The organism is Micromonospora yongxingensis, assembly GCF_052601155.1.
Map to the genome: position 1 here is coordinate 105,525 of NZ_JBQXEO010000002.1, position 20,738 is coordinate 126,262.

Annotated in this window: 14 protein-coding genes; 6 read left to right on the forward strand and 8 right to left on the reverse strand. The window is 71.1% G+C overall.

What is annotated here, in order from left to right; genetic code table 11:
• Window positions 1–667: 667 nt before the first annotated feature.
• The 5 genes from ACTWLT_RS03645 to ACTWLT_RS03665 form a co-directional block, all read right to left on the reverse strand.
• Entirely contained in the window at window positions 668–1,456 is a 789-nt protein-coding gene (locus tag ACTWLT_RS03645) for an ABC transporter permease (RefSeq protein WP_252419454.1), read from the reverse strand.
• Window positions 1,453–2,409, reverse strand: a complete 957-nt coding sequence (locus ACTWLT_RS03650; protein ID WP_445317127.1) for an ATP-binding cassette domain-containing protein — start codon at window positions 2,407–2,409, stop codon at window positions 1,453–1,455. Before ACTWLT_RS03650 ends, ACTWLT_RS03645 begins: the two co-directional genes overlap by 4 nt.
• Window positions 2,410–2,453: 44 nt before the next feature.
• Complete coding sequence (locus tag ACTWLT_RS03655) at window positions 2,454–3,296, reverse strand: DUF4097 family beta strand repeat-containing protein (protein WP_445317128.1); 843 nt, start codon at window positions 3,294–3,296, stop codon at window positions 2,454–2,456.
• 72 nt (window positions 3,297–3,368) lie between these two features.
• Window positions 3,369–3,893: a hypothetical protein gene (locus tag ACTWLT_RS03660; protein ID WP_445317129.1), complete on the reverse strand. Its 525-nt coding sequence runs from the start codon at window positions 3,891–3,893 to the stop codon at window positions 3,369–3,371.
• An 89-nt stretch (window positions 3,894–3,982) separates the two neighbouring features.
• Window positions 3,983–5,197 carry an FUSC family protein gene (locus ACTWLT_RS03665; protein WP_445317130.1) on the reverse strand — a complete coding sequence of 405 codons (1,215 nt, stop codon included), beginning with the start codon at window positions 5,195–5,197 and terminating at the stop codon, window positions 3,983–3,985.
• A gap of 214 nt (window positions 5,198–5,411) precedes the next feature.
• Here ACTWLT_RS03665 and ACTWLT_RS03670 point away from each other — a divergent pair, with 214 nt between their 5' ends.
• A complete protein-coding gene (locus ACTWLT_RS03670; protein WP_445317131.1) occupies window positions 5,412–7,640 on the forward strand; it encodes a hypothetical protein in 2,229 nt (742 codons plus the stop codon).
• Window positions 7,641–7,653: 13 nt separating this feature from the next.
• Here ACTWLT_RS03670 and ACTWLT_RS03675 read toward each other — a convergent pair whose 3' ends face one another.
• Window positions 7,654–8,409, reverse strand: a complete 756-nt coding sequence (locus tag ACTWLT_RS03675) for an SDR family oxidoreductase (RefSeq protein ID WP_445317132.1) — start codon at window positions 8,407–8,409, stop codon at window positions 7,654–7,656.
• Between the two features lie 197 nt (window positions 8,410–8,606).
• Here ACTWLT_RS03675 and ACTWLT_RS03680 point away from each other — a divergent pair, with 197 nt between their 5' ends.
• The 3 genes from ACTWLT_RS03680 to prfH all read left to right on the forward strand — a co-directional run bounded on the left by ACTWLT_RS03680 (window position 8,607) and on the right by prfH (window position 11,318).
• Window positions 8,607–9,296, forward strand: coding sequence for a class I SAM-dependent methyltransferase (locus tag ACTWLT_RS03680; RefSeq protein WP_445317133.1), 690 nt, complete (start codon window positions 8,607–8,609; stop codon window positions 9,294–9,296).
• A gap of 169 nt (window positions 9,297–9,465) precedes the next feature.
• Window positions 9,466–10,653, forward strand: coding sequence for an RNA ligase RtcB family protein (locus ACTWLT_RS03685; protein ID WP_445317134.1), 1,188 nt, complete (start codon window positions 9,466–9,468; stop codon window positions 10,651–10,653).
• Window positions 10,650–11,318 (forward strand): peptide chain release factor H, encoded by a 669-nt coding sequence (gene prfH / locus ACTWLT_RS03690; RefSeq protein WP_445317135.1) that lies wholly within the window; start codon window positions 10,650–10,652, stop codon window positions 11,316–11,318. The genes ACTWLT_RS03685 and prfH overlap by 4 nt, the downstream gene beginning before the upstream one ends.
• 108 nt (window positions 11,319–11,426) lie before the next feature.
• Here the strand turns inward: prfH and ACTWLT_RS03695 are convergent, their stop codons facing one another.
• Together ACTWLT_RS03695 and ACTWLT_RS03700 are read right to left on the reverse strand one after the other, a co-directional pair.
• Window positions 11,427–17,036, reverse strand: coding sequence for a GH92 family glycosyl hydrolase (locus tag ACTWLT_RS03695; RefSeq protein WP_445317136.1), 5,610 nt, complete (start codon window positions 17,034–17,036; stop codon window positions 11,427–11,429).
• A 205-nt stretch (window positions 17,037–17,241) separates the two neighbouring features.
• Window positions 17,242–17,655 carry a VOC family protein gene (locus tag ACTWLT_RS03700; protein ID WP_252416360.1) on the reverse strand — a complete coding sequence of 138 codons (414 nt, stop codon included), beginning with the start codon at window positions 17,653–17,655 and terminating at the stop codon, window positions 17,242–17,244.
• Window positions 17,656–17,727: 72 nt separating this feature from the next.
• Between ACTWLT_RS03700 and ACTWLT_RS03705 the strand changes: the two genes are divergently transcribed.
• Window positions 17,728–19,116, forward strand: a complete 1,389-nt coding sequence (locus tag ACTWLT_RS03705) for a serine hydrolase domain-containing protein (protein ID WP_445317137.1) — start codon at window positions 17,728–17,730, stop codon at window positions 19,114–19,116.
• A 374-nt stretch (window positions 19,117–19,490) separates the two neighbouring features.
• Window positions 19,491–20,684 carry an endo-1,4-beta-xylanase gene (locus ACTWLT_RS03710; RefSeq protein WP_445317138.1) on the forward strand — a complete coding sequence of 398 codons (1,194 nt, stop codon included), beginning with the start codon at window positions 19,491–19,493 and terminating at the stop codon, window positions 20,682–20,684.
• Window positions 20,685–20,738 lie beyond the last annotated feature (54 nt).

The following is a 20,738-nucleotide window of genomic DNA, read 5'->3' on the forward strand; positions in this document are numbered from 1 at the left end:
GTCCGACGGTGCGCCGACGAGGTGCGACAGGTGCACAACCCGGTGCCACATCCGGACCACCCCGGGCGGGCCGTTCAGCGGGACCGTCCGATCACGACCATTCACCGGCGAGAGGCAATGTCAGCGATAACATCCACACCCGGCACGCAGGATATTCGACCGATCACGCAGACAGACACTCAGGCTCGTGAATGGGTGGGTCGTGGAAGACCGTCAATTGCAGCGGCCATCCGAAAGCGCAGGCTGCCGGCGCTTCCGCGACGCAGGGCCAGCTCGGCCACCCACGCCGGTCCGCCGTCGCTTCGGACCGCCAGTGCCCCACTTGTCCGGGACGGAAGCCGGTGCCGGCCGTCTGCCACGGCTGGCGCCCGTGCCGTCATCCGGTGCGGTCCTCCGGGTCCCGCCCGGTGACCGGGGACCACCGGATTCGATCCCGCGTCGATCTGGTCGACCGACCACTGCTGCCAGACAAAACGCGGGACACCAGAGCAGGATTCGATTGTTATCGATAACAAAGCGTTTCCCGGCGAGGTCGTCACCACTCCCGAGGGCCGTACGACAACGGTCCTCAGAGCGACCACGGGCACAGCTACGGAAACGGACGACGGCCCGGCTTGCCAGCCGGGCCGTCGTCGTCATCGCGGTGGATCGCAGCGAGCACCTGCGTTCAGCGTGCGGGATTGCGGTTGTACAGCGCCCTGGCCCAGAAGAAGCAGAGCACGGTGATGACGGCGCACCACGCGACCGCGAGGAACCCGTTGCTGCCGATGCCGGTGCCGAGCAGCAGACCCCGGAGGGTTTCCATCACGGGCGTGAAGGGCTGGTAGTCGGCGAACAGCCGCACCGCCGTCGGCATCGAGTCGGTGGGGACGAACCCGCTGCCGAGGAACGGCAGCAGCACCAGCGGCATGGGCAGGTTGCTGGCCGTCTCGACACTCTTGCTGACCAGCCCGAGCGCGACCGACAGCCAGGTGAGCGCAAAGGTGATCATCGCGAGGACGCCGATCGCAGCGAGCCACTCGACCGGATTGGCGGTCGGCCGGAAGCCGACGAGCAGTGCCACACCGGTCACGACCGCGAGACTGAGCAGCGTCTGGAGCAGGCTGCCCAGCACGTGGCCGGTGAGGACCGACGGCCGGAAGATCGCCATGGTGCGGAACCGGGCGATGATGCCCTCGGTCATGTCCATGGCAACCGAGATGGCGGTGCCCTGCGCCGCGCTGGCCACGGTGATGAGCAGGATGCCGGGGGTGACGTAGTTGGCGTACTGGGCCCGGTCGCCGGTCGGCCCGAGGCCGGCGCCGAGCGTGCCACCGAAGACGTAGACGAAGAGCAGCAGGAAGATGACCGGCATGCCGATGAGCAGGAGCGTCATCGACGGATAGCGCCGCATGTGCAGGAGGTTGCGCCGCAGCATCGTGCTCGAGTCGCGGGCAGCGAGGGTGAGGGTGCTCATCGCGCCATGGCCCTTTCGTTGTCGGGTCGGCCGGTAAGGGTGAGGAAGACGTCGTCGAGGTCGGGGCCGTGCACGGTGAGACCGGCGACGCCGATCGAGGCGCGGTCGAGCTGGTCGAGCAGGGACCGCAGCGAGCCGACCCCGCCGTCGCTCGGGATCTGCAGGGTGAGCGCCGCGTCGTCGCGGGTGGCCGCCACGAGCAGCCGGGCGGCCGAGTCGAGCCCCTCGTGGTCGGCGAACTGCAGGACGACATGACCACCGGGGATGAGCCGCTTCAACTCGTGCGGGCTGCCCTCGGCGATCAGGCGGCCGTGGTCGAGGAACGCGACCCGGTCGGCGAGCTGGTCGGCCTCCTCCAGATACTGGGTGGTCAGCAGGATGGTGACGCCACCGGCGACGAGGTCGCGGATGATCTGCCACATCGCGCGGCGGCTACGCGGGTCGAGGCCCGTCGTCGGCTCGTCGAGGAAGATGACACGCGGCTCCCCGACCAGGGTCATCGCCAGGTCGAGCCGCCGGCGCATCCCCCCGGAGTACGTCGCCACCGGCTTGTCCGCCGCCTCCGCCAGGCTGAACTGCTCCAGCAGTTCGACGACGCGTCGCCGGCCGGCCGCCCCGCCGAGGTGGCGCAGGTCGGCCATCAGGCTCAGGTTCTCCCGGCCGGTGAGCAGGTTGTCGACGGCCGAGAACTGGCCGGTGACGCCGATCAGCTCGCGTACCGCGTCGGGTTCCCGGGTCAGGTCGTGGCCGCCGACGCGGGCTTCGCCGCCGTCAGCACCGATCAGCGTGGACAGGATCTGCACGGTGGTGGTCTTGCCGGCGCCGTTCGGGCCCAGCAGGGCGAAGATCGACCCTTCGGCGATCTCCAGATCGATGCCGTCGAGCACGACCTTGTCGCCGTACGACTTGCGCAGGCCGGTCGCGACTATCGCGGGTCGGGAAGGGCTGGCCATGGTCTCCTCAATTCGGGTACAGGGTTGTCGCCGCGCGCGGTCCGTCACGCGCGGCGGATCGTGATGTCGCCGTAGGAGGTGCCGGCCCGGACCTCGACCGTGTCGTCGGTCTGCGCCGGGCCGTCGGTCGTTTCGAGCGCGTTGTGCACCCGGCCGTAGCGGGAGCTGACGTCGAGCCAGGCGGCGGTCCCCCGGCGTACGCCGACCTCGACGGCCCCGTAGGACGTCTGCAGCTCGATCGACCCCCGCACGACCGCGCCCAGCCGGACGTTGCCGTACGCCGTCCGTGCCGTCACCGAGGCGAGAGCCTCGTCGACGGTGATGTCGCCGTAGGCGGAGTTGACCCGGACGTCGCCGCTGCTGCGGCCGACCCAGCAGTCGCCGGAGGAGTTCTTGATCTCGGTGGTGCCGTCGACATCGCCGAGCCGCACCTTGCCGGAGGACGCCTTCACCCGGGCGGGGCCGGCCACGCGTTCCACGGCGACCTCACCGTGGCTGTTGTCGACGTCCAACGGTCCGGTCTGGTCGAGCCGGATCGCGCCGCCGGTCTTGAAGTGGCACTCACCGAGCTGCCCCTCGCAGCGGAACGCGGCCCAGGACGACTCGGCGCGCACACGGGATCCGGTCGGCAGCTCGATCAGGACATCGACCGACGGCCCGGTGCCGAAGCCGTAGCGACGCCAACTCTTCGGCGCCCTGATCAGCAGTTGCCCGCCGGCGTACTCGACGGTGGTCTGCTCCGCGGCGCTCACGTCGGCCTTGTCCGACGGGTTACGGGGCCGCACCTCCACGACGGTGTCGGCACGGTCGGTCGCGCTGATCCAGGCGTCCCCCACCGGCAGCTCGATCCGGACGGAGATGGGCTCTGGCGTATCGAAAACAGGCATGGCGGTCTCCCGGAAGGTGGGCAGCGCACATCGCTGCAGGTCAGCGGTGGGGAAAGGAAACGGAGTACGGGGTCAGCGCGCCCAGCCGGTGAAGTGCTGGCCGGAGCGTGGCTCCACCCGGCGCGGCGGGCGACGATCCGGCTCGCCCGCCCCGACGGCGCCGGCGACCGCCCGCACGAGCCAGGCGTTGACCGACAGGCCCGCCCGTCCGGCGGCCTCCTCGACGCTGGCCTTCAACTGGTCGGGGAGCCGGAGGTTGATCCGCGACGTGCCACCCTCGTCGCCTCCGGGTGCGAGCACCGGCGGCGGCGGCGCTGGCGGGCCGGCCTCCTCGCCGCCCCCGTCGGTCGGCGGGCTGGCCAGCGTCACCACGAAGTCCGGTTCGCGCCCCCGCAGCCGGACGTGCACCGACCCGGGCGCGAGCTCCCGGGTGATCTCGTCGGCCGCGTCGGACAGCGCGTCGAGCAGCATGAGGCGGGTCGCCGCCTCCAGTTGGGTGTAGAGCCGCTGGGCCAGCGCTCGACTGTCCGGGTCGACGCCCTCCGCTGCCACGGCGAACTCGTTACGCAGGTTCTCGACGTACGGCCTCAGATCCATGACGCCATCATGGCACCACTTTGGCTCAGAGCGCAATACCTCTGGCTCAGGGTGGTGTCAGTATGCGGACGAGTGGTCGTACGCCCTGGTCAACCCCTGCGACCCTCGATGGGAGACGTCAACTCGCCGAACGCGCGCCGGACCAGGTGGTTCGCGTCCTCCTGGCTCAGCCCGCTGGCCACCAACAGGTCGCTGACGGTCGTGCGGACCTGCGCGACGACGACCGCGCCGGAGAAACCGACCCCCTCCCGGTAGGCGTCACCCGCGGCGCAGACCGCCCGTAGCGCCTGATCCCTCGCCCGCCTGGGTTCGTCGCCGGCGGCGAACTGCCGCTTCAACAGGCGGACCGCCTCGGCCAGGCCCGCGACCGCCGTCGGCATGGGCTCCGGAATCGGCTCGCCGTCCTCGATCAGGGTCACCGCCCGGCGGATCAACGTCCCGCTGTTGCGCATCGCCCGGTCGATCGGTTCCACCGCCTGCGCGTACCGGCCCACCGGCCCGTGCCGCTGGTGCCAGTGCACCGGCGACAGGATGCTGGCCTCCCGCGCGCCCTGCGTCGCCTCGACGAGGGCCTTCAGTTCGTCCTTGTTCTGCCGCAGCTCGACCAGGGCGGTACGCGCCGGAGCGACCTGGCGCTCGGCCAGCGCGCCGGCGGTGGCGTCGAGCTGGGCGCTGAGCAGGTCCAGCGCCGGACGGGCGGCCCGGTTGAGCACCCGGAGCGGGTTCAGCGGCAGCAGCACGGCGGTGACCAGCAAAGCCACCGCTCCCCCCACGAGCGCGTCCACGAACCGAGGGATCTCCAGATCACGCACGGATGGGGTGAGCGTGGCGATGAGCACCGCGGTCGCCCCGGCCTGGATGACCACCGCCGCACTGCCGGAGAGGAACAACGCGACGACGATCGCCAGCACCACGATCAGGGCGAGCTGCCACCACCCGGTGCCGATCACGACGAGCAGCAGGTCACCGGTGAGCACCCCGACGGTGACGCCGATGATCAACTCGACCGTACGGCGCAGGCGTTGACCCACCGACGCGGCGAGAGTCGACACCGCCGAGATCGGCGCGAACACCGGCTGAGAGACGTGCAGCACGTCGTGCACCACCACCCAGGACAGCGCCGCGGCGAGGCCGGCCTGCACGGCGAGCCCCCAGGTGGCGCGCAGCCGGCGCGACCGTTCGCGCAGGACGGCGGCCGAACGAGCCCGAACCCTGGCGGCGACCCCCGCCAGGCCGGCCCGGGCGGAGTCGTCGGGCCGGGTCGGTGCATCCCCGTCCGCCCCGTTCCGACCGGTGCCGACCATGGCGGCACCTACCCCTCCCCGCCCGGATCAGTCCTGGCCGCCACGACCCGCGGTCGGTTGTCGCTGTGCAGGACGCCGCTGGTGCCACGATTGTCCCCCTCCAGGCCGGGTAGACCCCGGCCTGCCACGTGGGTGGCGGGGCGTCCTCGGCCGGATGCGTGGGGCAGGGGCTGCCGGGACGCCTGGGGGGCGATTGTCGGATGGATCAGCGCTATTGACCGGGTCGGGCAGCTCTGACGGGGTCGTCGAGCTGCGGGTGCACGGGGTCTCCAGTAGGAGCGCCGAGCAGGTGTTGGGCCTGGAGCAGACCTCGCAGGTCGCGGGAGATCGCAGCGGCGGCTTCTACCGGGCCCGTCCGAGCTGCTCGCACACCAGCGGCGCGCAGGGGGTGGCGCTGGAGGCGTACCGCTGGGGTGATCTGCCCTCCGGGACCGTGGCCCGCACCCTCGCGCTGGTCTTCCTGCTGCCGTTCATGCTGGCCAACGTGGCGATCTGGATGCGCCCGGCGAACCCTGGCTCCGAGGCCGTGGTCAAGTCGCTCTGCCGGGTGCTGGCACTCACGCTCACCGCGCTGTACGTCCTCGCCGCCGCCGGCGTCGCCCTGGACCTGCTGGCCTGGAAGTGCATGACCTCGTCGGGCTGCCTGGCCGGGCGTAGCTGGTTCTCGTGGTTGGGAGGGCAACCCACCGGGCTGCGGCTGGCGGTGCTCGCGCTGGGCCCGGCCGCCGCCATCGGCATGCTCTGGCGGCTCAGCAACCGCCCGGGCAGAACCTTCGAGGCTTTTCGCGCACCCGAGAGGGAGGTCTCCGGTCTACCGCTCGGCGCGGTCGGTCAGTGGGACGCCGAGCCGCTGGTGGGTCGGCTGCGCTCCATCCACGTGGCGGCGGCGTTCGCGACACTGGACGTCACGCTGCTCGCCGCCCGAGCCGCGAGCGGCGCCTCGGCCGGCACGATCACGCTGGTCGTGGTCACCGGGGTGGTCCTGGCCGCCTGCGTGGTCCTGCTCTGCACGCCCCCGCTGATCGACCGGGGCGCTACCGACCGGCGGCTCGACGCGATCACCACCACGCTCCGGACGACCGCCATCATCCTGACCGTGGTGGTCGTGGCCCACGTGCTGGCCAACCCGGCGCCGTGGCGCACCGGGGGCGCCCTGCCCGGCTACGAGGCGATTCTGGCCTGCGTGTTCGTCGCCCAGACGGCACTGCTGGTGGCCCTGGGTGTGGTGCTGCTCTGGCGCCGGGACCGGCGGGGCGCCACCCCGCTGTTCGGGCTCGGAACGCTGGTGATGGTGGCCGTCGCGATCAGTCTGGCGGTGGCGTACTCCGCGGAGCTGGTCTACCGGGTGGCGGACTTCCTGGATCGCGATGCCCCGACCGGAGAGGGAATCGTCAACGGCCCGCCGTGGGCGTACACCTGGGCGATCTTCGGCTTCTTCCGGACGGTGCTGTTCACGCTGATCGTCGTGGGCCTGGTCATTCTGATCTCCCGCCGCGGCCGGTACCGCGCCGCTGCGGCGATCGTCGCGCGCGACCACCCGGACCCGCCCGCCGAGGCCGAGCCCCGCCTGCGGCAGGTGCGCAAGGTGATCGCACGTGCCCTGTTCACCGAGAAGCTGGTGCCCCTGGCCGTGGTCTTCGGCTGTCTCGCGGGACTCGGCACGGCCACCACCACCATCGGCCTGCTGGGGCTGTTCCCGAGCGACGTCGTCGAGCGGTACGCCGGCGTGCCGTCCGACGTCGTCACCTTCGCCATCGCGTTCGGCAGTTGGGTGATCGCGGCGATCATCCTCGGCCTGGTCATCGGCGGAGTCTTCGCCTACCGGACCAGCCAGTTCCGGCGGTACGTCGGAGTCATCTGGGACCTGGGCACCTTCTGGCCCCGGGCCGCCCACCCGTTCGCGCCGCCCTGCTATGCCGAGCGGGCCGTGCCGGAGCTGACCCGACGCATCACCTACCTGGTGGAACGCGGCGACGCGGTGGTGCTCACCGGGCACAGCCACGGCTCGGTCCTGGTCGCCGCGACGGTGCTCCAGTTGCCACCACAGGTCGGCAGCCGGGTCGCCCTGCTCACCGACGGGGCACCGCTGCGGCGGCTCTACGGCCGGCTCTTCCCCGCCTACATCGACGACGCGGTGCTGCAGGAGGTTGGCGACCGGGTCGGCTGGCGGTGGGTGAACCTGTGGCGTGACACCGACCCCATCGGTGGCTGGATCTTCTCCGGCCACCGGCCGGGTGAGGTGGCGACCGTCGACGGCCCGGCCGCGACGGTGGACCGCCGGCTGCGAGATCCGCGCGGCGTGGTGACTCCGCCCGGCGACAGCGTCCCCCCACCGATCCAGGGGCACTGGGGGTGCGAGTCCGACGACCGGTTCATCCGGGCGGTGCGGGAGCTGGTGGAGCGCCTGGGCGCTACGGCGGGTCCCAGAACCGACCCGCCGTAGCGCGCCGGGGACGTCACTTCCCGCGAGCCGCCTGCGCACGCCATTCGTCGAGGTTGGTGTCGGCGACGCGGGCGTCGCCAGCGGGAACGAGTGAGCGTTCGCCGAGTTTCGCGCCGAAGTACCGGGCCTCGGGGTCGGTCACCACCGAGCGGGGGTCGGACTGGGCGGCGAGGACGGATCGACCCAGTTCGTCGAGGCGGAACTGCTCCGGTCCGGCGATGTCGACCGCCCCGTTCATCGGTGCGCCGACCGTGACCTCGGCCACCGCGGCCGCGACGTCGTCGGCCGCCATCGGCTGGATGAACACCGGCGCGAGGCGTACGGTGTCGCCGTCCGCGGCGGCGTCGATGATGCCCTGGACGAACTCGAAGAACTGCGTGGCGTGCACCAGCGAATAGGGCAGACCGGACGCGGTGATGAGCTTCTCCTGGGCGACCTTCGCCCGCATGTACCCGCTGTCGGGAATGCGGTCCGAACCCACGATCGAGAGCGCCACGTAGTGCCCCACCCCGGCGGCCGCCGCGGCCGCGAGAAGGTTCCGGGTGGACGTCTCGAAGAACTCCAGCACGGCGGCGTCCTCGAACGAGGGCGAGTTCGACACGTCGACGACGACGTCGGCGCCGTCGAGCACCTCACCGACCCCTTCGCCGGTCAGTGTGTTCACGCCGGTCTTGGGCGACGCCGGCACCGCCTCGTGGCCCTGCTCGCCGAGACGGTCCACGAGCTTGGAGCCGATGAGGCCGCTGCCGCCGATGACGACGATCTTCATGATCGATCCACTTCCTGCCTGCCCGCGATGGGCTGAGTCGTTGCCAACCAGGTACGACGGAAACAGGGCGCCGATCCGTGACAGGTGCCTCGATCCAGTTGCCGGGAAGCCCCGGTCGGTGGAGCCACGGACGACATCAGGCTACGTACCTGTGGATGTCTGGCGCTGGGACATCACGGCTCATGATTGCGCAGGTCGTGCAGGATGGTGACGGCGTCCCAGCGCACCTGGAGGTCGGCATGGCGGCGGTGTCCCACCCGGTGTTCGCCCGGGTCTACGAGCGACTCAGTGTGGCCATGGACCGTGCCGGCACCGCCGAGTACCGACGGGACCTGGTGGCCGGCCTGTCCGGCCGGGTGATCGAGATCGGCGCGGGCAACGGACGGATGTTCCCCCACTACCCTCCCGCGGTCACCGAGGTCGTCGCGGTCGAGCCGGAACGACGGCTGCGTGCGGCCGCTCTCAGGGCGGCGTCGACGGCGCCGGTACCGGTCACGGTCGTCGACGGTCTGGCCGAGGCGCTGCCCGCCGGGGACGGCGAGTTCGACGCGGCCGTGGCCGCGTTGGTGTTGTGCACCGTGCCCGACCAGGCGAGCGCGCTCGCCGAGATCGGCCGGGTGCTGCGTCCCGGTGGTCAGTTGCGGTTCTTCGAGCACGTCGCCGTCGAGGAGCCCGGCCGTCTGCAACAGGCCCAACGACTGCTCGACGCGACGCTCTGGCCGAAACTGTTCGCCGGCTGCCACACCGGCCGGGACACGGCCGCCGCCATCAGCTCCGCCGGGTTCGTCATCGAGGACGTGCACCGGTTCCGGTTTCCGGCCGGCAGCAACAGCCCGTCCTCGCCGTGCGTCCTCGGCCGGGCGACCAGACCGGCCGCGACCGGTTGAGTGGTCCAGCCGGTCAGCCCTCGAAACTCGATTGCCGGGCGCGGTGACCTCCGCCAGAGTGGGTCCATGACGTACTGACGGACACCACCCCACTGCTCCGAGCCCCCGGCGGCACCGCCCGGGGCCGTGACGCCGTCCGCCCCTCCGTCTGCGCGAAAAGTGAGCCACCTTGTCCCAGCACCTCTCGGATCGGGAGTCGCTGCCCCGATCCACCCCCGCCACCGTCACCGTCTTCGCCTCCCCCGCCAGCTGGGTCGAGTCCGACGCCCTCACGCAGTGCCGGCAGGTGGCCGCCCTCGACGGCATGATCCACGTTGCCGCCATGCCGGACCTGCATCCGGGCAAGGGCGCGCCCATCGGCGCCGCCATGGCGTCGACCGTGCTGTACCCGTTCTTGGTGGGCTCCGACATCGGCTGCGGCATCGCCGTGTTCCCCATCCGGCTCAAGCGCGCCGTGCCCGAGCGGCTCGCCGCCCGGTTCCCCGACCTCGACCGCGCGCTGGACCCGCAGCAGCACGCCGACGACCCGGCCTGGGCCGTCGTGCCGGACGACATCCCCGCCGGTCACCTGGAGGGCCTCGGGACGGTCGGCCGGGGTAACCACTTCGTCGAACTCGCACGCGTCGAGACCGTCTTCGACCCCGGCCACGCCAGCCGCCTCGGGCTCGACGCCGGCGACCTCGTCCTCATCGTCCACAGTGGTTCCCGTGGACTGGGCGAGCGGATCCTGCGGGCGCACACCGAGGTCCACGGCGCCGGCCCCGCCCCTGACCCGGCCGCCTACCTGGCCATGCACGACGACGCCGTGCGGTGGGGGTCACTCAACCGTCGGCTGATGGCCGCCCGGGTCGCGTACGCCCTGGGCGCCGAGCCCACCGAGCCGATCGTGGACCAGTGCCACAACCTGGTCGAGGTCCGCGACGGGGTCTACCTGCACCGCAAGGGCGCGGCCCCCGGTGACGGCCGTGACGTGCTCATCGCCGGTACGCGGGGTACCGCCTCCTACCTCGTGGCCGCCCACGCCGGCCCGGACGCCAACCACTCGGTGGCGCACGGCGCGGGCCGCAAGATGTCCCGCGCCGACGCCCTGCGCCGGGGCCGGGCCAAGCACACGGTCGAGGAGCTGCGCCGCACGCCGGTGGGTTCCGTGGTGGTGTGCGGGGACCGCCAGTTGCTCTTCGAGGAGGCGCCCACGGCGTACAAGCGCATCGAGCAGGTGATCGCCGACCTGGTCGACCACCATCTGGCCACACCGGTGGCCGCCACCACTCCGCTGGTCACCTACAAGACGCCCGACGCTGGATCCGCGGCCCGGCCGGACCGCCGTGACCAGCGTCGCAGGCGGGGGCGGTCGTGAGCGTGCGCCTGCTGCTGTCGGCCGGGCGTGGCCGGCAGGAGTGCGCCTGGGCGCTGACCCACCTGCTGCGCCGTATCGAGGACGACGCCATCGCACAGGGCCTGACGACCCGGAGGGAAGAGACCCTGCCGGGTGACCGGCCCGGCACCCACCGATCGGCCCTGATCCAGATCTCCGGTGCCGGCGCCGCGGCCTTCGCCGCCTCGTGGACCGGCACCCTGTGCTGGCAGGCGCCCAGCCCCTACCGGTCGGGCACCGGTCGGAAGAACTGGTACGTCACCGCTCGCCCACCCCAGCTCGACGCTCCGCCGACGAGGTTCGCGGAGGCGGACGTACACATCGTCGCCTGCCGCACCGGCGGGCCCGGCGGTCAGCACCGCAACAAGGCCAGCACGGCGGTACGGGCGACCCACCGTCCCTCGGGCATCGTGGTGGTGGTGGACGACGAGCGGCAGTTCAGCCTGAACCGCCGCATCGCGCTGCGACTCCTGCGGCGGCGCATCGAGGACGGCGACGAGGCGGCCCGACGTGCCGTCACCACCTCCCGGTGGCGCATCCACGACGAGCTCGTTCGCGGCGACCCCACCCGGGTCGAACGCCCCGACCCGTCCGAACCGGACCAGGCCCCGCACCGGCGTTCGCGGAAGCGACGGCGGGCAGACTGAGACCGGCCGGCGGCGCACCGGTTGGCGTCGCCATGCTTCGCCTTCTACCTGTCACGCTGCGGGAGGGCCGTGATCACGGCCCTCCCGCAGCGCTCTGTCACCCCTGGATCAGTTCGAACCGGTGACGGTGAAGGGCAGGGAAACGCGCGTCGTCGACGTGGAGCCCGCCAGCGTGACGCTGGCCGAGCCGGCCTTCGCCGCCCCGGGAACGCTGACGGCAGCGCCGGAGATCACGCCGTCACCGTTCGCCCGGACGGTGCTGACCGCGAGGCCGTCACCAAAGTTGATCGTGACCGTCTCGTTCGGGGCGAACCCGGAACCGTCGACCGTGATCGAGGTGCCGCGCGGTCCCGCCGTCGTCGTGAGCGCCGCCGCCGGTTCGTACCTCCGCACCTCCTGCTGCTCGGTCACCTGGACGGTGGCCGTCGCCGGGGTCCGGGAGGACGCGCCGGTGGCGGTGACCGAGTACCGGCCAGGCTGCGCGTCGTCCGACGTCGCAACCGAGGCTCGTACCGCTCCCGCCGCCGACGCCGCGACCTTCATGGTCCGGGCCGGACTGGTGCCGAGAGTGACGGTCACCTGCTCGCCGGCAGCGAACCCGCTGCCGTTGACGGTGATCGTGTCACCGGTGGTGGTGGACGCGGACACCGCGATCGCCGGCTGGCGGTTGGCACCCGCCACGGTCACGGTGAATATCCGGGTGCTGCTCGACAGCGTGTCCCACGCCGTGACGTGCACCGTGTAGGTGCCCGCCCGCGCATAGGTGTGCTGGCCGCTCAGCGCACCGTCCTGACCGATCGTGACGTCGTCCGGAATCGTGCCGTCACCCCACTGGACGCGGGCGTGGTAGCCGGTGGCGCCGGGGACGCCGCCGGTCACCGAGCCGAGCTTCGCCGAGAGGACCTGACCGGCGTCGACCGTCTGGTCGCTGGGGGCGACGGTCGCCAGCGCGGGGGCGGGCGTGCCGTCGTCGGCGATGGCGAACACGTGGATCCTGCCCTCCGAGCCGGGGTTGCCGGTCTGCGTCGGGAGGGTCACCGAGACGAGCGTTCGGCCCGCCGGGATCTGGTACGGCGCGGTGGCGAACAGGAACGGCTGGGCGCCGTCCCGGCTGGTACCGCTCAGCCGGTACGCGGCCTTGGCCATGACGGTGTTGCCGTAGGACGGGGTGCCGTTGGCGTTACCGCCCAGCGTCCAATCACTCATCTGGATCGGGATGCTGGCGGTGCTGCCGTCGCTGAACGTCGCCGTGCCCGTGGTGCTCTGGTTGCCCTGCGTACCGGCGCCGATGAACGAGATGCTCCTGGCGTCGGCCGGCAGGTTGAGCACGACCGTCTTGCCGTTGCCGGTGGCGTTGTCCGGCTGACCCGCGGGGATCACCGGCAGCGTGAAGTTCAGTGCCGTGCCCGGCACCTGGTGCCGCTGGCCCTGGGTCACGCCGGCCGCCGTCAGGGCGGCCCGCGAGTACGCCCACGACTTGGCGTCGCAGTTCGCGGCGAGGGTGCCTTCGTCGCCGACGCAGACGGTGTCGAATGCGGCGGCGAGCCCGGAGGGCGGCGCGTAGGTCACGTCGACGCCGACCGTCGCCGAGCTCTGACCGGTGCCGTCGGTGACCGTGACGCTCGCCTGGTGGTGTCCCGGTGTGGCGTACGTGTGTGACCCACTGACGCTGTAGACAGCCCGCGAGCTCAGCGTCAGGGTGCCCTCGGTGGCCGGTGAGCCGTCACCCCAGTCGATCGTGGCCGTGTAGCCGGTGGCGTTGCCGCCGGTGACGGAGGCCAGCGGCATCGACACGGGTACGCCCGAGGTCGCGTGCACGCTGCCCGCGGCGGTCACCGTGATGTCGCCACCACCGAGTTCGAGGTCACCTCCGGCGAGCAGTTCGACCTCGGCGAGGTTCGTCTGCGCGGCGCCGACGGTCTTCGTCACGGCGAGGCGGAACTGCGCGTACCGGCCCGGATCGCTGATCGTGAACGGGCGGGTCTGGTTACGCCACGGGAACACCTCGTCGCTGCGGGAGTCGACGGTGCTCCAGGTGATGCCGTCGTTGGAACCCTGCAGCCGCCAGGCCGCTGGGTCGCCGGCGGCCGCACCGGAGGTGATGGTGTAGTACCGCGGCTTCTGCTTGCCACCCCGGAAGGCCCAGCCGACCTGTGGCGTGGCGGAGGTGAACGTCAGCTGCGTGGTCGACGAGTCGTCGAACAGCTTCGACGCGTCCTCACCGCCACCGGCGGTCGCGGTGCCGAGGCCGGGGCCGGTGGTGTCCTGCAGTGGCTTGGGCGCCTCGTCACCCTTGGTCAGTGACGGCGGCGCGTCGTTCTTGCCGCTGCCCCAGGACGACGGGTTGGGGCCCATCTGGAAGTCGATCGTGCCGCCCTTGGCGAGGGCGGACACGTCGAGGGACACCTCACGCTGCTTCTTACCGTTGACCTCGACGCTCTGCACGTACACGTTCTTGGTGCTGTTGTTCGACGCGTTGACGACGATGTCGCCGCTCGTACGGTGGACCGTCATCCTGCTGAACTGCGGCGAGCCGATGGCCCAGTGGGCCGACCCGGCCTGCAGCGGGTAGATGCCCAGCGAGCTGAGGACGTACCAGGCCGACATCTCGCCGTTGTCCTCGTCGCCCAGGTAGCCCTGGCCGATCTCGCTGCCCACGTAGAGGCGTTGCAGGATCTCGCGCACGATCGCCTGCGTGCGGGCCGGCGCGCCCGCGACGTCGTACATGTACGGGATGTGGTGCGACGGTTGGTTGCTCATGCCGAGCTGCCCCATCCGCACCGCCTGCGCCTCGAGCATCTCGTGGATCGTGCCGCCGTACCCGCCGGGGCGGTCGGCCTTCTCCGGGGTGGAGAAGAACTCGTCGAGCTTGTCGCGCAGCGCCTCCTGGCCGCCGTACAGGTTGACCAGGCCCTGGCCGTCCTGCTGGGCGGTGAAGGCGAAGTTCCACCCGTTGGTCTCGGTGTAGACGCCACCCCAGTCCAGCGGGTCGCCGGCGAGGAAGTTACCGGCGGCGTCGCGGCCCTGGAAGAGCTTCGTCTTCGGGTCGAAGAGGTGGACGTAGTTGCGGGCGCGCTCCAGGAAGTACCGGGACTCCTCCTTGAGCCGCCCGCGCTCCGACTTCGGCGTCGCCGGGTCCTTGGCCAGGGCCGCGCCCATGTTGCCGATGCCGAAGTCGTTGATGAAGCCCTCCAGCGCCCACGAGACCGACTCGCCGGTGGAGGTGGGCGTGTAGCCGAGGAACAACGAGCTCTCGATGCCCTTGCGGCCGACCGCGCTGCGCCCGGACGCGACGGTCGCGTCCTTGACCGCCGCGTCGTACGCCGCCAGCGGGTCGGGCAGCTTGACCCCGGTGAGGTACGCCTGGGCCAGTGCGACGTTCGCGCTGGTGCCGGTCATCAGGTCGGCGTAGCCGGGCGACGACCAGCGGGCGATCCAGCCGCCGTCGCGGTAGTGCTGGACGAACCCGTCGGAGATCCTGGCGGCGACGTCCGGGTACAGCAGCGCGTAGGCGGGCCACACGGTGCGGTAGGTGTCCCAGAAGCCGTTGTTGACGTAGATCTGCCCGTCGACGATCTTCGCGCCGGTGCGGGTGGGGGTCGACGTGCCGGTGGGGGCCGACACCGGGCTCGCGTACTGCCAGCGCGGCGCGGCGGCCGTGCCGGTGTTCTCCGACTGCGAGTTCGGGTACAGGTTCAGCCGGTACAGGTTGGAGTACATCGTCACCAGCTGCGCCTCGGTCGCGCCCTGCACCTCCACCCGGCCGAGTCGGTCCTTCCATGCCGCGGTGGCGGCGGCGTGGACCTGGTCGAAGCTCCTACCGGTGACCTCCAGGTCCAGATTCCGGCGCGCCTGGTCGACCGAGAGGAACGAGGTCGCGATGCGCATCGTCACCTCCCGGTTCCCGGTGACGTCGAAGGTGGCGGACGTCGCGGACGACGCCGTCGGCGCGCGGTCGAAGGCGCCGGACACGAACATGCGGGTCCGGCCGGCCGACAGGCCGCTTCCGTTGTCGACCCAGCCGGTGAACGTGCCGTCGGCGCCGATGGTGAAGGTGCCGTTGTAGAAGACGAGGCTTCCGGTCGCCGGCCCGGACGGGAAGGTGAACCGCATGATCCCGGCGTGGTCGGTCGGCGACATCTCGGCGACCAGACCGTTCTGCAGCGCGACGCGGTAGAGGTCCGGCTGCGCCGTCTCGTCGTCGTGGCTGAAGGCGAGAGCCCGGCTGGAGGGCGGCCCGGTGAGAGGACGGTCGCCCGCCACCGGCATCACCGACATCTGGTTGCGGTCACCCATCCACGGGCTGGGCTCGTGCGAGATCGCGAGACCCTGCAACGTCGGCAGGTTGGCGGCGTTGTTCACCCGGTGGTACTGGTACTCCCACGAGTCGGACGTGGCGTCGGTGACCGGCGTGAAGAAGTTGAAGCCGTTCGGCACCGAGGTGATCGGCAGGTTGTTGCCGCGCGAGAACCCACCCGTCGAGTTGGTGCCGCGCCGGGTGTCGACGTAGTTGGTCAGCCGTGAGCCGTCGATGGACGCCGGCGAGCCCGTCACCTGGACGTCGTCGAGCCAGCCCTGGAACCGGGTCTCACCGGTGGCCTGCGGGTTGTCGTAGGCGAGCAGGATGCGGTCGATCGTCTTGCCGCGCGCGAGCGCGCCGACGTCGGTCTGCACCGCGTTCCACTGATCGGCGTAGAGCACCTTCGACGCACCCTGCCCGGTGGCGGTGAGCGAGTAGCCGTGCTGGTCGACCGGGGAACGGCCGCTCAGGTAGCTGCCGTCGGTGAAGTGCAGGTCGACGGCCGTGTAGGTGGACGGGTACCGCCCGTCGTGGCCGGTGAACTCCGGGAAGATCTTGTAGGACAGCCGGGTCGCCGGGCCGACCGGGATGTCGACGTCGAAGAGCTTGTTGGTCCCGTACGCGCGGCCGTCGCCTTCGGCGCCACCGGAGTACCGCAGCGCGGCCAGTCCGGTGAAACCGGCCTCGGGCTTCGTGGTGTAGCCGCCGTTCGGACCGGCGCCGACCTCGCTGACCATCGGGGTGGCCGGCGGCCTGACGTTCGATCCGTCGCTGATGTTCCAGTCGGCCAGTTGGACCAGGGGGTCACCGGAGTTCGCGGTGACGCTCAGCCGGTAGTAGCCGTAGGCGGTGGTGTTGGTGAAGTTGTAGATGTTGGTGGCGAACCGCCCGCTGAACTTCTCGCCGGCCCGCCGGTCCAGGTCGGTCCAGGTGCTGCCGTCGTTCGAGCCCTGCACGACGAAGTCTTTCGGGTCGCGGTTCGGTGCGTCGTCCGCCGAGGTCAGCGAGTACCGCACCACCTTCGCGGGCTCGGCGAGCCGGTACGTCACCCAGCCGGTCGAGGCGAACACCAGCCACTTCGTCGACGAGTCGCCGTCCTTGAGGTTCGCGGCGATCTCGTTCGGCGGGTTCTCGGCGCTCGCGGTCACCGCGCTGACCTGGTCGAGCAGGCTGCCTGGCAGTGTGGTGACGGTTCCGCTCAGGTTTCCCTGGAGCGGTTTTCCGTTCGGGCCGACCTCCACGGTGGTCGTCGCGGGCTGCGGGTCGGCCGACTCGAACGACGAGCTGAAGTTGCCGGGCGCAGCCGCGCTGGGCGCGGCGCTGGCCAGGGGTGCGGCGACGAGCAACCCCACCGGGAGCAGGACCGCGGTTGTCGCGGCGAGCAGTCGTGTGGAGCGCGCGAGGGGGGAATGCGACATAGGGCAGGGCCTTTCGCCTCGAACCGGGTCGAGTACGTCAAACGTCTGGGCAGAGTGGAACGGGACTGCTGCGGCCGGTCCTGACATCGTTGTCATGAGGGTTCGTGACGAACGAACGAGGAGCCGGTGAACTGTCGCTGATAGTTCCGGGCGGACCACGGCCGTGTCAACGGGTTGATCGGAGCGAAACCTGCGTCGCTTCTGATCAGCCGACGAAGATGCAGAACGGATGGCCCGACGGGTCCGCGAGGACGTAGAGCGGCTCGTCCGAGTCGTCCGTCCGGTCGAGCAGCAGGCGCGCCCCGAGCGACTCCGCCCTCTCCCGCTGCCGCTGCAACTCCTCGACACTGGACACTGTGAGGTCGAGGTGCATCTGCATCGGGACGTCATGCTCGGGCCACGTCGTACGCTCCAGACGCTCCACCTGCTGAAACGCCAGCTGGGGGGAATCACTCGCGTCCACGAGAACGAGCCAGTCGGCGTCGTCCGCAGCGCCGTCGGCAGGAGGTTCGTCGCCGTTGCGGTATCGCAGCCCCAGCAGCTGCCGATAGAACTCGGCCAGTTCCCGGGTGTTGGTGGTGTCGATGACGGTGTGCAGCAGATGCGGATACTCAGCCATCTCCGCATCCTCACGCACCGCGTGGCCGTTCGCCCGTCGAGCGGAGGCACCGTGACATGGCATGATCCTGCCGTGCGTATCGATCGTCGTTCGATGCTGGGCCTCGGCCTCTCCGCCGCCGCCGTGGCGCTCACCGGCTGCCAGGCGAAGACCCCGGCCGAGCAGGCGGGTTCGTGGCAGACCCCGACTGAGCCCGTGGCCGGTCAGGGCGGCTCCGCCGGCCGCATCGTGCGTACGCCCAGGACGCTCACCCAACGCCTGACCGGCGTCCTCAACGTCCACCTGCAGCCCACCAGCCAGAACCCCTCGCACCCCACGTACGCCGGCGCCGTGGCGCTCGCCGTCACCGGCGGGCAGACGAGCGGGCAGGCGACCGTCGGCGAGGCGCTCCGCTTCGATGCCGGGCCGGTGCTCCTGCCGGCCGCGCAGCGTGTCCGGATGCGTCCCGACTCCATCTTCGACCTCGCGTCGATCACGAAGGTCTACACGTCCATCCTCGTCCTCCAGCAGGTCGAGCAGGGTCGCCTCGACCTGGACGCCCCCGTGGTGCGCTACCTGCCCGAGTTCACCGGCGCCGGCAAGTCGGCCGTCACCGTGGCGATGCTCCTGGCGCACACCAGCGGGCTGCCCGTGGGCGCCAGCGTCACCGGCTATCCCACCCTCGCCGAGAAGTGGAAGGCGGTCCTGGCCACCCCGCTGGTCAGCGGCAGCGTGCCCGGTCGGGTGTTCCGCTACTCCAGCGTCGGCCTGATGGTCGCCGGCAAGCTCGTCGAGAAGGTCACCGGCCAACGCCTCGACCAGGCACTCAAGAGCGGCCTGACCGACCCGCTCGGCCTGAAGTGGACCGGCTTCAACCCGAACACCTGGATCAGCAGCGCGGAACGGGCCGCCCGGATGGTCGCCACCGACGCCCGCTCCTCGCGCGGCCTCCTGCGCGGGGTCGTGCACGACGACGTCGCCAACCACCTCGGCGGCATCGCCGGGCACGCGGGGATCTTCAGCACCGCCGCGGAGGTCGCCGTCATCGGTCAGCTCCTGCTCGACGGCGGCACCTACGGTGGGCGCCGGATCCTGGCCGAGAGCACGGTGCGCCGGATGCTGACCAACGCCAACGCCGGGCTGCCGGCCGTCGACCCCGAACGACCCCGCCGCACCTCCGACCACGGACTCGGCGTGGTGCTCAACCAGCCGTGGTTCATGGGCCAGCTCAGCCGTGCGGGCACCTTCGGGCACACCGGCTTCACCGGCACCTCGCTCCTGGCCGACCCCACCCGCAGGCTCGTGTTCGTCCTTCTCACCAACCGCGCCCACCCCAACTGGAGCTGGGCCAACCCCGACCCGGTACGCGTCGCCGCCGCCGACGAGGTGGCCCGCTGGCACACCCAGCAGACCACCACCGGCCCACAGCGATCGGGGCGTCAGGCGTCGGCCACACCGTCGCCGCCGCCCCGTGGGCGATAGGCCGCGGCCTGCCGAGGGCTGAGCTCTCCCGCGCCTGCGACTCCTCCGACGTCCCCACGGTCCACCGGCCGGCGTCCATGCTGGAGCGGGCGGCTGCGACAGCCACGCTTCGAAAGTTTCGGTCCCGGGTTGATCGGGGCACCGCAGCTCACCTGAGGAATTTCCGGAAGTCCTCGTGGTTGACGAGGGACATCGATCCCCTTAATGTTTCGAGCAAGTTTCCGGTCTCTGTCCGGAGCTACCGGCGCCACCCACGGTCATCCCGAACCTCCACGGCACCCGGCGCCGACTCCCGCTCCCAGCCCCATCAGCACCGGGGCCGCACCCTCCAATCGATGATCGACTGTTGTCGATCGATGCCGAAGGGAAGGCAGATGAAGCTCAGACGGTGGATCACTGTCGGCGCGGTCGCGGTCGCGACCGCCGCGGCGGTGAACACGCTGCCGGCCACTGCGAACCGGCCCTACGACCCGACCGCACAGACCCTGGGCGCTCTCGGCCTGCGCCACGGCCTCCAGGTCGGCACCGCGGTCGACCTGGCGGCGCTCAACGACGCCAACGACCCGGAGTACCGCAGGCTGGCCGCCTCGGAGTTCTCCTCGGTCACCGCCGAGAACGCGATGAAGTGGGAGAGCCTGGAGCCCACCCGCGGTGCCTACGACTGGGCCGCGGCCGACCAGCTCGTCGAGTTCGCCAAACGCAACGGGCAGAGCGTGCGCGGCCACGTCCTGGTCTGGCACAACCAACTGCCCGCCTGGCTGACCAGTGGCGTCGCCGACGGCTCCATCACCAAGCAGGAGCTGCGCGAGCTGCTGCGCAAGCACATCACCACCGTCGTCAACCGGTACAAGGGCAAGATCTGGCAGTGGGACGTGGTCAACGAGGCGGTCAGCGACCCCTGGGACACCCCGTCGACCCTGCACTACAAGGGCTTCTGGGCGCAGAACCTCGGGCCCGGCTACATCGCCGACGCGTTCCGCTGGGCGCGCGCCGCCGACCCCAGGGCGCTGCTGTTCTACAACGACTACAACATCGAGGCGTTCGGCTCGGGCAACCCGGCCGACGACAAGACACAATTCGTCCACGACATGGTCAAGGGCCTGCTCGCGCAGCGCGTCCCGATCGACGGCGTCGGCTCCCAGGGCCACCTGGGCACCCAGTACGGCAACTACGACACCCTCCAGGTGACCGCGGCGCTGAAGAAGTTCGCCGCGCTCGGCGTCGCCACCGCGTTCACCGAGGTCGACGTCCGCAGCGAGCTCACCGAGGGGGTCCAGGCCGGCAACTCCGCCGAGATCAACCCCAGACTTCAGGCGGCGGCCGCCAACTTCAGCGTGCTGATGAAGGCCTGCCTCGCCGTACGCAGCTGCCTGTCGTACACCGTCTGGGGCTTCACCGACCGGCACTCCTGGGTGCCGGACTGGTTCAACGATCCGCCCCAGGGGATGGCCACCATCTACGACGAGAACTACCAACCCAAGCGGGCGTACCAGGAGCTGAAGTCGGACCTGATCTTCGCCGGGCCGCCGTACGTCCTGCCGCGCGTCGCGCCGAGGCCGCGCCGCTGACCCGCCGGTTCGACTGAGCCGCGCAGTCGCCTGACCGAAACCACACCCGGGCCG